The 16,325-nt window shown below is 63.1% G+C and carries 16 protein-coding genes; 6 read left to right on the top strand and 10 right to left on the bottom strand.

Annotated elements, in window-relative coordinates; all coding sequences use genetic code 11:
- Window positions 1-6: 6 nt before the first annotated feature.
- A complete protein-coding gene (locus EPN33_04300) occupies window positions 7-990 on the top strand; it encodes a hypothetical protein (protein TAN24046.1) in 984 nt (327 codons plus the stop codon).
- A gap of 9 nt (window positions 991-999) precedes the next feature.
- Entirely contained in the window at window positions 1,000-1,776 is a 777-nt protein-coding gene (gene kdsB / locus EPN33_04295) for a 3-deoxy-manno-octulosonate cytidylyltransferase (GenBank protein ID TAN24045.1), read from the top strand.
- On the opposite strand, the gene EPN33_04290 is transcribed toward kdsB, so the two are convergent.
- Both EPN33_04290 and EPN33_04285 read right to left on the bottom strand, forming a co-directional pair.
- A complete protein-coding gene (locus EPN33_04290) occupies window positions 1,714-2,955 on the bottom strand; it encodes a beta-ketoacyl-[acyl-carrier-protein] synthase family protein (GenBank protein TAN24044.1) in 1,242 nt (413 codons plus the stop codon). The genes kdsB and EPN33_04290 overlap by 63 nt on opposite strands.
- 29 nt (window positions 2,956-2,984) lie before the next feature.
- On the bottom strand, window positions 2,985-3,266 hold the full coding sequence (locus tag EPN33_04285; protein TAN24043.1) for an acyl carrier protein: 282 nt from the start codon (window positions 3,264-3,266) through the stop codon (window positions 2,985-2,987).
- A 57-nt stretch (window positions 3,267-3,323) separates the two neighbouring features.
- On the opposite strand from EPN33_04285, the gene polX reads away from it, so the two are divergent.
- Window positions 3,324-5,087: a DNA polymerase/3'-5' exonuclease PolX gene (gene polX, locus EPN33_04280; protein TAN24042.1), complete on the top strand. Its 1,764-nt coding sequence runs from the start codon at window positions 3,324-3,326 to the stop codon at window positions 5,085-5,087.
- Between the two features lie 53 nt (window positions 5,088-5,140).
- On the opposite strand, the gene EPN33_04275 is transcribed toward polX, so the two are convergent.
- From EPN33_04275 to EPN33_04255, 5 genes are all read right to left on the bottom strand, one after another.
- Entirely contained in the window at window positions 5,141-5,665 is a 525-nt protein-coding gene (locus tag EPN33_04275; protein TAN24041.1) for a hypothetical protein, read from the bottom strand.
- Window positions 5,662-6,234, bottom strand: a complete 573-nt coding sequence (locus tag EPN33_04270; GenBank protein ID TAN24040.1) for a hypothetical protein — start codon at window positions 6,232-6,234, stop codon at window positions 5,662-5,664. Before EPN33_04270 ends, EPN33_04275 begins: the two co-directional genes overlap by 4 nt.
- The gene (locus tag EPN33_04265; protein TAN24039.1) at window positions 6,235-7,566 is read right to left on the bottom strand and encodes a hypothetical protein; all 1,332 of its coding nucleotides are present in this window, start codon (window positions 7,564-7,566) and stop codon (window positions 6,235-6,237) included.
- A 407-nt stretch (window positions 7,567-7,973) separates the two neighbouring features.
- The gene (psd, locus tag EPN33_04260) at window positions 7,974-8,831 is read right to left on the bottom strand and encodes a phosphatidylserine decarboxylase (protein ID TAN24038.1); all 858 of its coding nucleotides are present in this window, start codon (window positions 8,829-8,831) and stop codon (window positions 7,974-7,976) included.
- Window positions 8,824-10,056, bottom strand: a complete 1,233-nt coding sequence (locus EPN33_04255) for an ABC transporter permease (GenBank protein ID TAN24037.1) — start codon at window positions 10,054-10,056, stop codon at window positions 8,824-8,826. The genes psd and EPN33_04255 overlap by 8 nt, the downstream gene beginning before the upstream one ends.
- A 154-nt stretch (window positions 10,057-10,210) precedes the next feature.
- On the opposite strand from EPN33_04255, the gene EPN33_04250 reads away from it, so the two are divergent.
- The 3 genes from EPN33_04250 to EPN33_04240 are packed head-to-tail and all read left to right on the top strand — an operon-like array spanning window position 10,211 to window position 14,209.
- Window positions 10,211-10,912, top strand: coding sequence for an ABC transporter ATP-binding protein (locus tag EPN33_04250; GenBank protein ID TAN24096.1), 702 nt, complete (start codon window positions 10,211-10,213; stop codon window positions 10,910-10,912).
- Between the two features lie 4 nt (window positions 10,913-10,916).
- Complete coding sequence (locus EPN33_04245; protein TAN24036.1) at window positions 10,917-13,385, top strand: ATP-dependent Clp protease ATP-binding subunit; 2,469 nt, start codon at window positions 10,917-10,919, stop codon at window positions 13,383-13,385.
- An 11-nt stretch (window positions 13,386-13,396) separates the two neighbouring features.
- The gene (locus EPN33_04240; protein ID TAN24035.1) at window positions 13,397-14,209 is read left to right on the top strand and encodes a hypothetical protein; all 813 of its coding nucleotides are present in this window, start codon (window positions 13,397-13,399) and stop codon (window positions 14,207-14,209) included.
- Here EPN33_04240 and EPN33_04235 read toward each other — a convergent pair.
- The 3 genes from EPN33_04235 to EPN33_04225 form a co-directional block, all read right to left on the bottom strand.
- Window positions 14,168-14,893 carry a hypothetical protein gene (locus EPN33_04235; GenBank protein ID TAN24034.1) on the bottom strand — a complete coding sequence of 242 codons (726 nt, stop codon included), beginning with the start codon at window positions 14,891-14,893 and terminating at the stop codon, window positions 14,168-14,170. The two genes, EPN33_04240 and EPN33_04235, sit on opposite strands and share 42 nt — an antisense overlap.
- 126 nt (window positions 14,894-15,019) lie before the next feature.
- Window positions 15,020-15,898 (bottom strand): tetratricopeptide repeat protein, encoded by an 879-nt coding sequence (locus tag EPN33_04230; protein ID TAN24033.1) that lies wholly within the window; start codon window positions 15,896-15,898, stop codon window positions 15,020-15,022.
- Window positions 15,895-16,320 carry a biopolymer transporter ExbD gene (locus tag EPN33_04225; GenBank protein TAN24032.1) on the bottom strand — a complete coding sequence of 142 codons (426 nt, stop codon included), beginning with the start codon at window positions 16,318-16,320 and terminating at the stop codon, window positions 15,895-15,897. Before EPN33_04225 ends, EPN33_04230 begins: the two co-directional genes overlap by 4 nt.
- Window positions 16,321-16,325 lie beyond the last annotated feature (5 nt).

The raw sequence follows: 16,325 nt of genomic DNA, 5'->3' as shown, positions 1-16,325 counted from the left end.
GGCAATATGGCATTGCGCGAGCTGCTGGCCGCCGCGGTGTTCCTGGGGCTGCCCTTCACGGCCGCGGGATGGCAGGCGCCAGTCTACACAGTCCAGGGGAGGGTGGAAAACTCGCATGGGGCGGACGTGAAGGCGGCAGCCATCCGGCTGACACTCGCCTCGCCGGCGGTCATCCTGAGCGAGCTTACGGATGCAAGCGGGCGATTTTCGTTTGGGGCGCCGCAGGCCGGATCCTACACCCTGACGGTGGCCACGACAGAGGGTATACGAGAGTTCCCGGCACCGGCGAGTTCCACGGAAGGTTTGGTGCTGCGCATGAAGCGGAACCCCGGGATGCACCGGCATGACCTGGGAATCGCACCGGCGACGGTTTCGGTTAACGACCTCCAAGCGCCGATCAAGGCGCAAACGACACTGGTAAAGGCGGAAAAGGCGCTGGAAAAATCGGATGAGGGGGGGGCGTGGAAACTCCTCAATCAGGCGATCCAGGAAGCACCGGCCTGGAGCCGTGCTTACAGTGACCGGGCCAGCATCAGCTTGAGCCGGAAGAACTACGCGGCGGCGCGATCGGATCTGGACATGGCGCTGGCACGCAATCCGCGCAATACGGCAGCGCTGACGATGCTGGGGCGGCTGGAATTCATTATCGGTGATACGGCAACAGCGCAAGAACATCTGGAGGAGGCGCTGCGGCTGCCACCGGTGTATTGGTCGACGTATCTGGACATGGCACTCCTGGACATACGCCTGCACCGGTACCTGGCGGCTCGGACCCTGGCGGAAAAAGCGCTGCAGGATGCGCCGCCGTCACCGGCGGCCGCGTATTTTCTGATTGGCGAATCGTATTTCTACACCCACCATTACGACCAGGCCAAGTGGAATATGGAAGTTTACTATGCGCTCCTGCCGGATAGTCCCGCAAATGCGCGCGGGCGGGCGTCAGCGATGAGGAATCTGAACTACCTAGCAAAACACCACTTAGTCCATTAGTCTATTGGGATGCGAAAGACCCCGGGTGTTCTGGGTGTAATTCCGGCGCGCATGGCTTCGACGCGACTGCCGGGCAAACCGCTGCTTCCCATCGTGGGCGTACCCATGATCCAACGGGTTTACGAAGGGGCAGCGGACTGCCGGCGGCTGCACACGGTAGTGGTGGCCACCGACAGCGCCGAGATCGCAACATTCTGTCGCGCGCACGCGATCCCAGTGCGTCTCACCAGCGCCGCGCACACCTCGGGAACGGACCGGGTGTGGCAGGTGGCGCAGGAGATGGGCGCGGCAGCGGTGGTGAATATTCAGGGCGACGAACCGATGGTGAGGGCGGAGATGCTGGAGGTGCTGGTGGACGCGCTGTTCCGGGAAGAGGCGACGCAGGTGGCGTCGCTGTATACGGTCATGGAGGCCGCAGAGGCGCAATTGCCGAGTGCGTGCAAGGTGGTGCTGGACGGGCAGGGACGGGCGCTATATTTTTCGCGGGCGGCAATTCCCTTCCCGCGCGAAGGTCAGCCGCAGTATTACAAGCACCTAGGGTATTACGCCTACTCGCGCGAGGCGCTGGAGGCATTTCATGGCTGGGCGCCGACGATGCTGGAGATGACGGAGCGGCTGGAGCAGCTACGCTTTCTGCATCACGGCGTAGAGATTGCAATGGCGGAGACGCCTTACAACACGATTGGGATTGATACCGCGGAAGACCTGGCCGCAGCGGAGGCGCTAATTCGCGGCGCGAATCGCCAATACGGCGTTGAGGCCGCCAAAAGCAAAAGAATTGGATAAGGCGGCGCGTAGGGTGCGCGGGCGGGCGTGGTTGGGCGTGACGTCGAGGTCACAATCCGGGTCCGGGGTGGTGTAGTTGGCGGTGGGCGGGACAGTCTGGTGATGCAGGGCGAGGAGAGTGGCCACGAGCTCGATGGCGCCGCTGGCGCCCATGGCATGGCCATGCATGGACTTGGTGGAGCTGATGGAAAGCTGGCCGGCGGCGGGACCGAAGACTTCTTTGATGGCGGCGATCTCGGTGGAGTCGTTGAGTTTAGTGCCGGTGCCGTGGGCGTTGATGTAGTCGACGTCGCCGGGCGCGAGGCCGGCGGTGTGCAAGGCTTCACGGATGGCGCTGGCGGCGCCGTCGCGCGAGGGTTGGGTGATATGGCCGGCGTCGGCGGAGGCGCCATAGCCGGCGAGTTCGCCGTGAATGCGGACGCCGCGGCGGCGGGCATCGGCGGTACGCTCGAGCACGAACATGGCGGCACCTTCACCCAACACGAGGCCGGCGCGATCTTTGCTGAAGGGACGGCAGGCACGGCTGGGATCATCGCCCGCCGTGGCCAGCACGCGCATGGCTTCCCAGGCCTTGATAACGCCAAAGGTCAGCGGCGCATCGCTGCCGCCGGCAATGACCATATCCACGACGCCGGCACGGAGCAGGCGCCAGGCTTCGCCCAAGGCGTGAGTCGAGGACGAGCAGGCAGTAGAGACGGTAAAGCTGGGGCCGCGGGCGCCAGTCTGCATACTGATCTGCGAAGTGGCGGCGCTGTACATGGTACGAGGGATGAGAAAGGGATGAACGCGCGCGGCGCCGTCTTTATAGATGGTGCGGAAGCCCTGATCCTGGGTGCAGATACCACCCATACCGGTGCCGGTGAGCACGCCTACGCGCTCGGGGGCATAGGGCCAGCCGTCGGAGGCGAGCGTGGGCAGGCCGGCGTCGGTCAGGGCGCGGCGAGCGCATATCACGCCCATCTGGGCGAAGCGGTCGAGCAGGTCGCCTTCCTTGCCAAACTCCGAGGCCGGGTCAAAATCGCGGATTTCGGCGGCCACGCGGGTGACCAGGCCGTTGGCGGGGACGCGGGTGAGGGGGCCGAGGGCGCTTTGGCCGGCGGCGAGATGGTTCCAGAACTGTTCCGGCTCACATCCGGAGGCGGACAGCACGGCTAAGCCAGTGATTGCGACCGTATCCATGAACAAAGTGCCTGAGCCGGACGGCGCGCTCAGGCAGAGGCCGGCGAGGGCGATGGTGAGGGCGTGCTGAGCTGCTTGCGCAGGGCATCGACCACCTGGCGCACACTCTTCATCTCGCGGGCGACCTCATCGGGGATGGTGAGGTTGTACTTCTCCTCCAGCGCAAACACAATGTTGACACCGTCAAGGGAGTCAATTTTGAGTTCCTCGAAGGTCGCATCGGGCGAAATCGAATCGGCGGGCAAGCGCTGCTCGCGGGCGATCACCGCGATCACATCCTGGGTTAAATCGTCAGCCACGCAAGTCTCCAGTTAAAGGATAATCATACAACGGAAGTTGTATCCAAGGGAACGGGCCAATCAGATTCGATGGAGAACCGCGAGATTGCGCGCACGCTGCGGGAGACGGCCGATCTGCTGGAAGTGGCGGGCGAGGACGGCTTTCGCATCCGGAGCTACCGCAAGGCGGCGGACGCGATTGAGACCTGTCCAGCGCCGGTGGCCTCGCTGTGCGCCGAGCCCAAACGGCTGCTCGAACTGCCCGGAATCGGCAAGACTATGGCGGGGCACATCGCCGAGCTGGTGGCGAGAGGGGAGTTGAACCTGCACCGGGAACTGCTGGAGAAGTTCCGGCCGGGAATGCTGGAACTGCTGCAGGTCTCTGGACTGGGGCCGAAGACGGCAGCGCTGATTTGGCAGACCTACGGAGCGGGAACGCTCAACGAAGTGGAAGCGCTCGGACGCGAAGGCAAGCTGCGGCTGCTGCCGCGGATGGGCGAAAAAGCGGAGGAAAAGATCCTGCGGGGCATCGCGCGGCTGCGCCAGCTCAGCGGCCGCTTTCGACGTGACCAGATCGACGAGGCACTGGCGCTGGTGCAGCCGCGGCTGGAAGTGGCGCCGGGCGTGGAGCGGTTTGCGGTGGCGGGCTCTTACCGGCGGGGACGGGATACGATTGGCGATCTGGATCTGTTGGTCGCCGGCCGGACGCTGCCGGAAGCGGGTAGCGCGGTGATTGAGCGGTTTCTGGAAACGCCGCGGCGGGAAGAGGTGCTGGCGCAGGGCGAGAACAAGGTTTCGGTGCGGCTGCACGGAGGGTTGCAGATGGATCTGCGGCTGCTGCCGCTGGCCAGCTTCGGCGCGGCGCTGCAGTATTTCACCGGCTCGCAGCAGCACAACATTCACCTGCGCGGTCTGGCCCAGCAACAGGGGGCGAAGCTGAACGAGTACGGACTCATGCGCGAAAGCGATGGCGTGGTGCTGGCCGGTGCAGAAGAGAAAGACCTTTACGCAGCGCTGGGACTGGATTGGATCGCGCCGGAACTGCGCGAAGACTCCGGGGAAATTGAAGCGGCGGCGGCACACACGCTGCCGCGGCTGATTACGGCCGGCGCCATCCGCGGCGACGTGCATATGCACACCACCGCGACGGACGGGAAGGCGTCAATTGAAGAAATGGCGGCGGCGGCGGTAGAACGCGGATATGAATACATCGCGATTACCGACCATTCGCAGGCGCTGGCAATGGCGAATGGGTTAAACGAGGCACGAATGCTGGAGCACATGCAGCGGATTCGTGCGGCAGAGCGGGCGTTTCAGAGAGCGCACCCAGGATTCCGGATTTTTGCGGGCGTCGAGGTAGACATTCTGGCCGACGGGCGGCTGGACCTGGACGACAGCGTGCTGGCGCAACTTGACGTGGTGATTGGCAGCATTCATTCGCGCTTTGACCAGACAGAGGCGGAAACGACAGCGCGGCTGCTGCGGGCGGTGGCCAACCCGAACCTCGACATTCTGGGGCATCCGAGTGGCCGGCTGCTGTTGCGGCGCGAGGCCTATGCGTATGACTTCGAGCGGGTGCTGGCGGCCTGCCACGAGGCGGGTGTGGCGATGGAGATCAACGCCTCGCCGGAACGGCTGGACCTGAATGCGACGCAGGCGCGGCGCTGCGGACAAGTGGGCGTGGGGGTGGTAATTTCGACGGACGCGCATCACCCGAAGCACCTGGACAATATCCGGTACGGGATCGCCACCGCGCGGCGGGGCTGGCTGGAGGCCGCACAGGTGCTCAATACGCGCGGCACGGCGGTGTTCCTTGCCGGACTACGCGGCTCCCGAAGCGCTCGGCCTGCATGAGATTGGCACAGGTATCGTTGATCTGGGTCCTCAGACGCTGGCCATTCAAGGTCTCAATGCAGGGCATGCCGGACTTTCGCGATAGCCGCCTGCACGTCCCCTCGCGAAAGTTCTCCGACGGTATACCAGACGATCCTTCCATCCGGCCCGAGCGCGATCGCGGTCGGCTCCATCTCCAGCCTCGGAAGCTTCTCGAGCCAGCTGGGCCGAACCCAGCCGATTTCGATTTCGTGGAGCTGCGCCTGGCGTAGGGGCAGTTGCTCCGGCGATGGCGCCAAACGGATCGCTTCGCAGCCGAGAGATTGAAGCTGGTCCGAAAGCCGCGAGGCGACGATCCAGTTGAGGTCGCAGTCGGGGCATAGAGTGCTTGTGTACTGAAGTAGCGCACAGCGCCGGTCAGAGGGCGGACGATAGAGGGTGCCGTCAGCGAGAAACCCTGACGGCAATGTTATCGCACGAACACCGGAACGAAAGGGTCCGCTTTCGAAATGGTACGCGGAGCGGGTGCGCATAAGGGCGAGCACAAGGGAAAGGTCAATCACCACCAGCCCCAGGAGGATTACGCGGATGAGCCTCATGGTATCGGCCCATTTATCGCGGCGAGGATCTCGGTTTCGACGCGCGCAGGGCTGCGGACATTGCGCCACGCTATGTCGCCCACTTCGCGCCGGTCCGCTGCGGTAACCAGCACTGCACTGCCCTGCCCGTCAGCCTGCAGGACGGCCTCCACCGTACGAACGGCCCCGGCTTGGAAGACCAACATGTCCCTCTGACTGCGAGCTGCCGTCTTGCACGCGACCGCTTCGCAGAATCCTCGAAACTGCAGCCAGGGGTTGCCGCCGGAGGCGACGGTGACCCTGTTCCAGAACCGGAGGTCCGAGGCCGCGTTCTTATCTCGGAGCAAAAAGAAGACAATTCGAGTTCGATCGTCAGACGCGGGATCCACGTATCGCCCGTTGAGGGCAATGCCGTCGAGGTTGCCGAGCTCAATCCCTGGCTTTGCCAAGCCGCCCACCAGGCTCGCCCTGATTTCGGACGTTTTGACTGTATAGGTCCGCAGGAGCTTGCCCGTGCGTGTCCCGGCGATTACGAGAACGACTATACCGAGCACCTCAGCGGCAACCGAGAGGGATTTCTCGCGTCCCATTTAGTACACGGCCTTTGCACCTGCCGGCGTCATTCCTTCGGCAATTTTCGCCAGGATCAGCGGTTTTGCTACCTTGCACTCACAGCCACGCGCGTGTTGAAGCGCGAGCGATGGGAAGTTGGGAGCGAGGTCATCGTACGGATATGACAGCGCCACTGCCGGCAACAGGAGATCGTGCGTCACCTTGGCGACCGCCTCCGGCGTCGAGAGGTCGAATTGCTCCTCGGCTTGTTGCGCATGGGCGTCTGCGGCACTAAGGGCCACCTCCGCGACTTGGTTCGCCTTCTCAACGTCACCCAGGTCGTGGAAAACATCGGCCAGGTTCGCTGTGTATCCGGTCTCCGCCGCGGCAACATCCTTGTCGAGCAGACCGAACGCCTGACTGGCCGACTGCTCCGCCATCTGCGGACGCGACTTGGCGAGCTGCTGCGCAATGCCGGCAAGTGCTGCAAAACGCGAGTCCCTATCTGCCAGGCTCGTTGCGCCCGCGATTGCACCCTCGGGATCGTTCGCGGCCAATTGGGAGAGCCGCGATGGCAGCGACTGTCCAAGCCTCATGCCGGTGACCTGACCTGCGGGCGAAGTCTGGTAAACCGCGCCACCGCCAAAATTCGCGCCCGCGGCGGCGGGGTACTGGATTCTCGCGGCCTGTGCCCGCTCGGGATCAAACTGGTCGAGCACCGAAAGTAGCATCGATCCGCCCCGCGCATCGACAACCGAGCGTTCGCGGTGCGCTGCAGAGTCAGCTTTCAGGCTGGCCAGTAGCGCGAACATCGCGCTTTCCACCTGTCCGGCCATGGCCGGAAACGTATGCACCACCGCCCCGAAAAAAATTGCCGCCGGGTGAACATCCTCAGGGCCAGCGGGCGCCGCAAGGCCTTGGCTAGCGATGCTCATGCGCTGCAGCTCGGGCAGTTGATCCGCATCCAGGGCCGTAGCCGCACCCTCGTACGGGTAACCGGCCCCCTCGCTGGCGCACTGCCGCAACGCGGCCTGCACCTGGGGGAACTGCTTGTGCACAAGCATCTGGATGACGACGTGGCTGTAGACCATGCCGTTGGTCTGCGCCGCTGAGCTGGGCTCGTGAAGCTGCTGCAGCCAGGCCAAGGCCTCCTCGAAGTGCGAGGCGTTTGCGTACGCCTCGATTGCGTTGGTTTCCTCCAACGCCTGGATATCCACGTGCGCCTTGTCAGCCGTTGAACTACCTCCGGTCTGCCACTGGCTAACCTTCAGATAAAGTGCTTTGAAATCTTTCAGCCCCTGCTTTGGGATCGCGACCATCTCGTCCTGGTCGATCATCCCGAGCTCGCGCGCAGCGAGCAACGGCGGCAAGTTCGCCGCCGCTGCTCGTGCCTCACCAAATATTTGCCCCGCCGGGGTCGCTGCCTGCGCCCGCGCGCCCAGACACATAGCGCTGACAGCCCCCACAACGGCGAGACAGAGCCACCGGTACCCGGCCCAATCCATGGTGATTCACTCCACTGGCTTACAGGACTCGCCGGTTACGGCGCACAAGCAGACGTCGAAGTTCGTGCCGCCGACCCCGTACAACGTGCATCCGTAAGCACAAGTCCGGCAGCACGACCCTTGAGCAAATGCGGGTTGCATCAGTCCAACAGCGATTGCCGCTACTGCACTGATATAGATCGCCATAGTCACGACGCGTTTAACCATTTTCATTTTCATCCCCTCGTAATGCTTTTCTGCACCACGGCCACCACGCTACCCCCCCGCAGTTGTCAAGGCAAACATTCGGGTGCCGCTGGAGGGCTGATTTCCGCGGGGTTCACGGTACGCATGAGGGGGGCGCCCATGAGGACGCGGGTGCCGGAGGAGGCGCAGAGGGAGGCGCCGAGTTCGGGAGCGGCCAACAAGATGACGGTTGAGCCGAATTCGAAGCGGGCGAGTTCCTGGCCGCGGGTGAAGGCGAGAGCGGGGTCGTAGCGGCGGCGGTCGGCGACGTGGGGACCGGGACCGGCGTTCCAGAGCGGGTCGTAATTGACGCGGATGGCGCCCACCAAGCAAGCGCCGACCATGACAACCGCAACAGGGCCGAGGGCGGTGTCGAGATAACTGATGAGGCGCTCGTTTTGGGCGAACAGACGGGGCACGCGCTCGGCGGTACGGGGGCTGACCGACCAGCGCGCACCGGGAATATAGCGGGCCTCTACGAGATCGCCAGCGGCGGGGGCGTGGACGCGGTGGTAGTCTGCGGGGGCGAGATAGATAGTGGCGTAGCAACCGCCGAGGAAGGCTTCGGCACGGGCGGCGTCGCCGAGCAGCTCGCCAATAGAGTAGGTGTGGCCCTTGGCCTGGAGCAGCTCGCCAGCGACGATCGAGCCACCGGCAGTGATCAGGCCATCGGCGGGTGAGACCAGGACGCCGGGATCGGAAGCAATGGGGCGCAGTTCCGGGCGCAGCGACCGGCAGAAGAACTGCTGCAGGCTGGCGAAGCCGCCGACGGGGATGACGGCTTCGTCGCGGGGGATGCGATAGTGATGCGCGAAGCCGGGAATGAGCCAGCGCGAAGCGGGTGTTCGCGCGACGCGCCCGGCCTGACACGACAGCCAGAGTCGCCAGCCGCCGTCCTTATTCATAGCGCAGGGTTTCGGCGGGCAAAACGGCGAGGGCGCGCTGCGAGGGATAGAGGGTGGCCATCCAGGCGATGACGAGCGCGAGGACGGCCACGATCACGCCATCAAGGGCATGGGCGTGGAAGGGGATGTAGCTCACGGGATATACCTCTGAAGAGACATGAATCCACTGGAAGCGATTGGCAGCCCAGGCGAGGGGGTAGGCCACGAGCAGACCGGCAGCCGTGCCGAGGGCGGCGATCCATACGCCATGGTAGACAAAAATCTGGCGGATTTGGCGGCGGCGCGCGCCAAGGGAGAGCAGCACGGCGATTTCCTTGCGCTTTTCCATAACCAGCATGGTGAGCATGATGAACACGTTGAGCGCGGCGACGAGCACCACCAGACCGATGACGATGATAGTACCGAGGCGCTCGAGCTGGAGGGCCTGAAAGATAGGCTTGTTTTCCGAGATCCAGGTGGTGGTGGTATAGGCGGGGCCGGCGATGGCTTCGGCGGCCTGGGCGACCTGCGGCGCCTGGTAGATGTCGTCGAGGTGAAACTCAATGTCGCTGGCCCAGTTGCTCTGGTTTTGCGGATGGAGGGCCTGGGCGGCCTGGAACGAGGTAAACGCCCAAGCACTATCGAAATCGAGATAGCCGGAATTGAAAATACCGGCGACCTGGAATTCGGTGCGGCGGCCGGTCATACCCATGGGGGTGAGCACGGCGTTGGGCACGTAGAGCTGGACCCAACTGCCGGGAGCGACACCGAGCTGGTTGGCCAGGGCCTGACCGAGGACGATACTGTAGCCTTTGGGATTCTGTTCCAAAGGGGTAAGACTGCCGGCGGTGAGATGCGTCAGCAGCGTACCGATTTTTTGCTCCTGACTGGGAATGATGCCCTTGAGCACGACCTCATGGTTCTGGTCGCCGTAGCTGATCAGGCCGGGCGAGTAGATGACCGGGGCGACGGCAGCCACATGCGGAAGTTTCGCAAGTTTGTCCAGCAAGGAGGGATAGTCGGGGATGGCGGTGGGCATGCGGGGGAGCAGATTGACCTGGGCGGTGGCGCCGACGAGTTCGGTCTGAATCGCATCGCGGAAGCCATTGGTCACGGAAAGAGCGAGAATGAGGGCTCCGACGCCGACGGCAAAACCGAGGATGGCGATGGCCGCCACGATGGAGAGTACGCCGCGGCGGCGGCGCGGCTGGAGGTAGCGGGAGGCGACGAAGCCGGGAAAGCTCACGAGAACAGCTTATCAGCGTATCAGCGGATCAGCCGGGTACGGCGCCTGCGGGCGAATGGCGGAGCCGCTCAACCGCTGAACCGCTGATACGCTGAACCGCTAGAATGGAGTTGTGCGAGTCGAAGCGCTGGATACGGCATCTAAAGCAAAGAGGCTGGAGACGGCACTGCGAGCGGAGGGGCTGGCGCGGCGGTACCGCTCGGGAGTGGGCGAACTGGTGGTGTTTGAGGATTTATCGCTGGAAGTGGAAGCAGGAGAAATGGTGGCGATTGTAGGCGAATCCGGGACGGGCAAGAGCAGCTTGTTGCATCTGCTGAGCGGATTGGACAGGCCTTCGAGCGGTGACGTATACTTCGGAGCAAGATCGCTCGCAAGCATGGGAGAAGATGCCTTGGCGGAGTTTCGCAACCGGGAGATCGGCTTCGTTTGGCAGCAATCATACCTGCTGCCGGAATTCAGCGCGCAGGAAAACGTGATGATGCCGCTGCTGATCGCCGGGCATGCGCCCAGCGCAGCGCAGAGCACGGCGCAGGAGTGGCTGGAGCGGGTGGGCGTGGGCGCGCGCGCCACGCACCGGCCGGGAGAACTCTCTGGGGGAGAACAGCAGCGGGTGGCCATGGCGCGGGCGCTGGTGGGGCAGCCGCGCTTTCTGATGGCCGATGAACCTACCGGAAATCTGGACGAGCGGGCAGGCGCGGCGGTGTTTGCGCTGCTGCGGCGCCTGCACCGGGAACAAGCTTTGACCTCGCTGATCGTTACCCATAACCGTCAACAGGCGTCTGGCTGCGACCGTATTCTGCGGCTGAGCGAAGGACGCCTAACCCAGGAACCCGTGCCAGCCAACCCAAGCGAGTAGAACTATGTTCGAGCGCTACACCGAAAAAGCCCGGCGTGTAATCTTTTTCGCCCGCTATGAAGCGAGCCAATGCGGCAGCCCCTATATTGAGAGCGAGCACTTGCTGCTGGGACTGCTGCGTGAGGACAAGGCGCTCACCAACCGCTTCTTACGGAGCCACGCCTCGCTGGAGGCGATCCGGAAGGAGATCGAGACGCGGACGGTGGCGCGTGAGAAAGGCTCGACCTCGGTGGATCTGCCGCTGAGCCATGAATGCAAGCGGATTCTGAACTATGCGGCGGAAGAGGCGGAACGGCTTAGCAACAAACATATCGGCACCGAACACCTGCTGCTGGGACTCCTGCGGGAAGAGCGCTGCTTCGCGGCCGAATTGCTGCAGAACCGGGGCCTGCGGTTGGCGCAAGTGCGCGAAGAGCTGGCGCGGACGGCGCCGGACCGGGCGGGCAACCGGCCCAAGGAGTCTTCCCTGCTGCTGGAGTTCAGCCGCGACCTGACGCAGGCGGCAGTGGATGGGTCGCTCGACCCGTTGGTGGGACGACAGCACGAGATCGAGCGCGTAATTCAGATTCTGTGCCGGCGGACGAAGAACAACCCGGTGCTGATTGGCGAGCCAGGAGTGGGAAAGACCGCGATTGTGGAGGGGCTGGCACAGAAGATCGCCGACAGCGAGGTGCCCTCGTTCCTGGCGGAAAAGCGCATCCTGGCGCTGGATCTGTCGCTGATCGTGGCGGGCACAAAGTACCGCGGCCAGTTCGAAGAGCGGCTGAAGACGATCATGAAGGAGTTGATCGAGAACCAGAACATCATCATCTTCATTGACGAACTGCACACGCTGGTAGGCGCGGGATCGGCCGAGGGATCGCTCGACGCCGCCAATATCCTGAAGCCGACGCTGTCGCGCGGCGAGATTCAGTGCATCGGGGCGACCACGCCGGGCGAATACCGCAAGAGCATTGAAAAGGACCGGTCGCTGGAGCGGCGCTTCCAGGCGGTGAAGGTGCAACCGCCGAATGAAGAGGAAGCGGTGCAGGTGCTGAACGGCATCAAGGACCGCTACGAAAAGTTCCACGCGGTCAGCTATACGGATGAAGCGCTGCGATACGCCGTGTTCCATTCCAGCCGATATATTCCGGACCGGTTCCTGCCGGACAAGGCGATTGATCTGCTGGACGAGGCCGGAGCGCGGGTGAAGCTGCGGCAGACGAGCGTGCCGGGCGATCTGGCCGAGGTGCAGAAGCAGCTCAAGGTCATCAATCACCAGATGAACGCCTCGATCGCCAACCACGAGTTCGAGAAGGCGCGGTTCTATTCGGACGAGGAGCGCAAGGAACGGGACAATCTGCGGGTACTTCGGGAAAAATACCAGATCGACGACACCGTGGCCGGGGTGGTCACGCGGGAAGATATCGAAGATGTGGTGGCGCGCTGGACGGGCGTGCCAGTCCATGCCGTCAAAGAGGAAGAGATGCAGAAACTGCTGCGTATCGAGCAGGAACTGCACAAGCGGGTGATTTCGCAGGAAAAAGCGATTTCGGCGCTGGCGCGTGCCATCCGGCGGAGCCGCGCGGGGCTGAAGAGCCCGAACCGGCCGGTGGGATCGTTCCTGTTTCTGGGGCCGACGGGCGTGGGCAAGACGGAAGTGGCGCGGTCGCTGGCGGCGTTTTTGTTTGGCAGTGAGAAGTCGATGATCCGCTTCGACATGTCGGAATACATGGAGAAGCACTCGGTCTCTAAGCTGATCGGCTCGCCTCCGGGCTACGTCGGCTATGAAGAGGGCGGCCAGCTCACCGAACGGGTGAAGCGCTCGCCCTATTGCGTGGTGCTGCTGGACGAAATCGAGAAGGCGCACCCGGACCTGTTCAACCTGCTGCTGCAGGTCTTTGAGGACGGACAGCTCACCGATGGACTGGGCAACACCGTCGATTTCAAGAACACGATCATCATCATGACCTCAAACCTGGGGGCGCGGCACCTGGAGAAGCACATGCACATGGGCTTCCAGAGCGCCAACGAAGAGCTTCTCGCTGCCCAGATTGAAGACAAGGTGCGCGAGGAAGTGAAGCGGCTGTTCAACCCCGAATTCCTGAACCGGCTGGACGAGATCATTCTGTTCCAGTCGCTGAATGAAGACGATCTGCAGCAGGTGGTCGAGATTCTGGTGCAGCAAATGAATCAACACCTGGCGCAGCGCGACGTGACCGTGACCTGCACGGCCGAGGCGAAGAAGTGGATCGTGGACAAGACCTGCCTCGACCGCAATTACGGCGCACGGCCGCTGCGGCGGGCCTTGCAGCGTTATATCGAAGACCCGCTATCGGAACTGCTGATTCAGGGCTCGCTCAAGCGGCCGGCGTTCCTGGAAGTTTTTCTGGACGCCAACAGCCTGTACTACCGCCCGGTGGATTCGGGCAGCCATGCGGACGAGGGCGAAGGCAGCGTGGCCACGGCGGAAGCAGTACTTCTCTCGCATTAGGCGGGCTCAGCTTGTCAGCGATTCAGCGGATCAGCCTGGTGATGCCACTCTGCGGGCTGCTGTGCGGGGCGCAGGGGTTGCCGCCGGCGCCGCCGGCGACGCCGACCCTGGAGCAACGGCTAACCGAGGCGTTTCAAAGAGATCAGCAGGTGCTGCTGGGGTACACGCACCGCGAGCACGTCATCACGCGCAAGGACCGGGAGATGGATGGGCGGACGCTATCCGTGTGGTACGTGCGAGGGCGGGCGGTAAGCGAAACTATTGCGCTCGACAGCCGCACCTTGAACAACGAGGAACGCAGCGCGGAGCACGCACGCGCCTGCGAGCGGGCGGCGGCAACGGCGAAACGCCAACCGCCAGTGTTGGGCGTAATGGAATTCGGTGGCCACAGTTATCCGTTTGCGCGGCTGGCGCACGATTACCGATATACCAATCCACACACGATTCTGTGGAACGGACGGGCGACGTGGGTGTATGACGCGGTGCCGAACCCTGAGGTTCATGCCCGCAGCCGCGAGGAAAAACTACTCTTGCATTCCCGCGGCGAAGTGTACGTGGATGCGAAAGACCAGCATGTGGTGCGGATGGTGATCGAGTCGACGAGACCGGTGCGCTACCTGCTGGGCATGCTGGCGACCATCCATCACGCCGATTTTCTGCTGGAGCTGGAACGGGTGCAGCCGGGGGTGTGGCTGCCGAAAAAAGCGGACTTTCACTTGCAGGCCACGGTACTGCTGTTCGATCATCTGACGCGGAGCAAGGTGACGAGCTATTACGACTACCTACCGGTTACCGGAACCACCGCCAATCCCTGTACCCCCTGAGGGTTTGGGCTGGGGATGGGCACCGGGAACGGCGCCAGGTAAGCCGCGGCGCAACGAAGGATCGGTAGCGTAGTTATAGACGAACTGCCAGTGATTGGGGGCGTCAAAGCCGTTAAAGGCATGTACGGCGGGCTGCTTCGCGAGGCTGGCGACGCCGATGATGGGGCCACTACCGATGCCGTTGGCGCCGGCACCGCCGGACATTCCGCCGCTCAGGCCGCCGCCGGTGCTGCCCGCGGTAGTTCCTCCCGAGGGATTTTGAGGCGGCTGCGTGCCGGTCAGGCCGCCGCCGAGCGCACCGGGCTGCTGGCTCTGGGACAGCGCCGCCGACGGGACCTGGTCGACAATTTCCGCGGGGACCGTCTGGCCATAGCGCAGGAGCTGGAATTTGCCGCCGTCGGCCATGTTCAGGGGATCAAGGAACTCCTGACGCAGATAGCGCTCACCTTTGGTGTCCTCCTGCAGCATGGCGTCGATGGAAGGCGGGTAATGACCGTAGGCGTGGTAATAGCGCTTGATGGCCTCGGTGTATTGGCGCGCGTGGTCGATCATGCGGGCCTCACGCTCGCGCCGGATCTGGGTGCCCCACGATACGGCCGCCTTAGTCAAGCCAATCACAAGCACGCAGAGAGCGAGGAGAATGACGAGGAGGGCGTAGCCATCCTGCGAACGGCGGTGCTTCACGGGTTCAGTTTAGCAAAGGATTGTCAGTTTTCAGTTATCCGTTCGGGCGCGCCAAACTCGACACCCCGCGGGAGCGCCGCGGGGTGCCTGGAGCAACTGAGAACTGAAGACCGAGAACTGAAGACCCTATTGCCCCTTCGGTTTGGTCGGTAGCTGCTCGACGACGCCGCTAGAGTTCTTGGCATTCTCAGCGGCGACCTGGGCTTTGCGGGCGGCGAGCGCCTGCGAGACGTAATCGTTGGCGATCTTCAGGTTGGCATCGCGCTCAGTGGTGTTGCCGCAAGCGAGGTCGGCCTTCTCGCGGTAGAGCAGGTTGAGATAGGTCATGGCATCGGCGTAGCCGGGGCGCAGCTCAAGCGCTTTCTTGAGCTGGTTGATGCCATCATCGAGTTTGCTGGTGTACTGGGTGGCGAGATCTTCGCAGGCCTGGCGCTCCACACGGGTCGACTTTTTGGTGATCAGAGGCGCGCTGAGATCGGTAATGTCCTGCGATTTACGCTGCAGCAGGATGCTCGGATGGGTCTCCTGGTAGTCGATGGCGCCGATGGTGTAATAGGCGGTGGGGTCCTTAGGCGAAAGCTCGAGGGACTTCTGGTAATAGGTGCGCGCCTGTTCCAGGTTGCCCATATCGAAGTTGAGGCGGGCGATGCCGGCGACGGCGTTGGCATTGGCGGGGTCCTGATCGAGAACCTCCTTGTAGGTATCCAGCGCGTTGGTGGCAAAGGCCATGTTGTCGGGCGCGGGCGATCCGGGCACGAACTGGGACTGGAAAGCGGTAGCCAGGTAGAGTTTGGCGTTGACCAGCGTGGGATCGAGCTTGATGGCGTTCTGAAAATGGCTGACGGCTTCATTGAACTGCGCCGCTTTGAAAGAGGCCACGCCGCGATTGAGCTGATCGCGCGCTTGCAGTTTCTGGCAGCCCGCAGCAAAAAACACGAGCCCCGTCAGTACCAGCGTCAGCAAAAGAGTGAGAGATTTTTTCATAGCCGCAGCTTTCCCCGTCATTGTCCGGCTTCCATTTTGGGCGTCAGAATTCCGACGGTGATCGAGGGATCCACGCCCTTGGTGATGTCAATGACGTGGGCGATCAGGGCAAAGGGAATGTCGTTGTCCCCCTTGACGAAGAGCACCTTCTCCGCGCGGGTTTTGTAAATAGCCGATAGCTCGGGCCCGAGCGTGTCCCAGGTGACTGGAGTTTGATTGATTTTGACCAAGCCGTGATCGAGCACCTGCACCACGATGGTGCGCTGGCTGGTCTTGGGTTGCTTCGACTTGTTGGGTTGCGGCACGAGCGCATGCAAGCCGCTCGGATGCAACGGCTGAATCACCATGAAGATGATGATCAGCACCAGCATGACGTCGATCAGCGGGGTGATATTGATGTCTTTACTGGGGCCGCCCTTGCTGCCCCCCACGGACATTGACATAGCGA

This window comes from Acidobacteriota bacterium (assembly GCA_004299485.1).
In the GTDB taxonomy this organism is placed as follows: domain Bacteria; phylum Acidobacteriota; class Terriglobia; order Terriglobales; family SCQP01; genus SCQP01.
The sequence above is the reverse complement of the archived record's forward strand: the minus strand, read 5'-3'. Positions and strand labels throughout refer to the sequence as shown.

Coding starts and splice junctions, on each gene's coding strand:
- EPN33_04300 (TAN24046.1), top strand. CDS start 7: ATGGCATTGCGCGAGCTGCTGGCCGCCGCGGTGTTCCTGGGGCTGCCC.
- kdsB (TAN24045.1), top strand. CDS start 1,000: ATGCGAAAGACCCCGGGTGTTCTGGGTGTAATTCCGGCGCGCATGGCT.
- EPN33_04290 (TAN24044.1), bottom strand. CDS start 2,955: ATGGATACGGTCGCAATCACTGGCTTAGCCGTGCTGTCCGCCTCCGGA.
- polX (TAN24042.1), top strand. CDS start 3,324: ATGGAGAACCGCGAGATTGCGCGCACGCTGCGGGAGACGGCCGATCTG.
- EPN33_04275 (TAN24041.1), bottom strand. CDS start 5,665: ATGAGGCTCATCCGCGTAATCCTCCTGGGGCTGGTGGTGATTGACCTT.
- EPN33_04270 (TAN24040.1), bottom strand. CDS start 6,234: ATGGGACGCGAGAAATCCCTCTCGGTTGCCGCTGAGGTGCTCGGTATA.
- psd (TAN24038.1), bottom strand. CDS start 8,831: ATGAATAAGGACGGCGGCTGGCGACTCTGGCTGTCGTGTCAGGCCGGG.
- EPN33_04245 (TAN24036.1), top strand. CDS start 10,917: ATGTTCGAGCGCTACACCGAAAAAGCCCGGCGTGTAATCTTTTTCGCC.
- EPN33_04230 (TAN24033.1), bottom strand. CDS start 15,898: ATGACGGGGAAAGCTGCGGCTATGAAAAAATCTCTCACTCTTTTGCTG.
- EPN33_04225 (TAN24032.1), bottom strand. CDS start 16,320: ATGTCAATGTCCGTGGGGGGCAGCAAGGGCGGCCCCAGTAAAGACATC.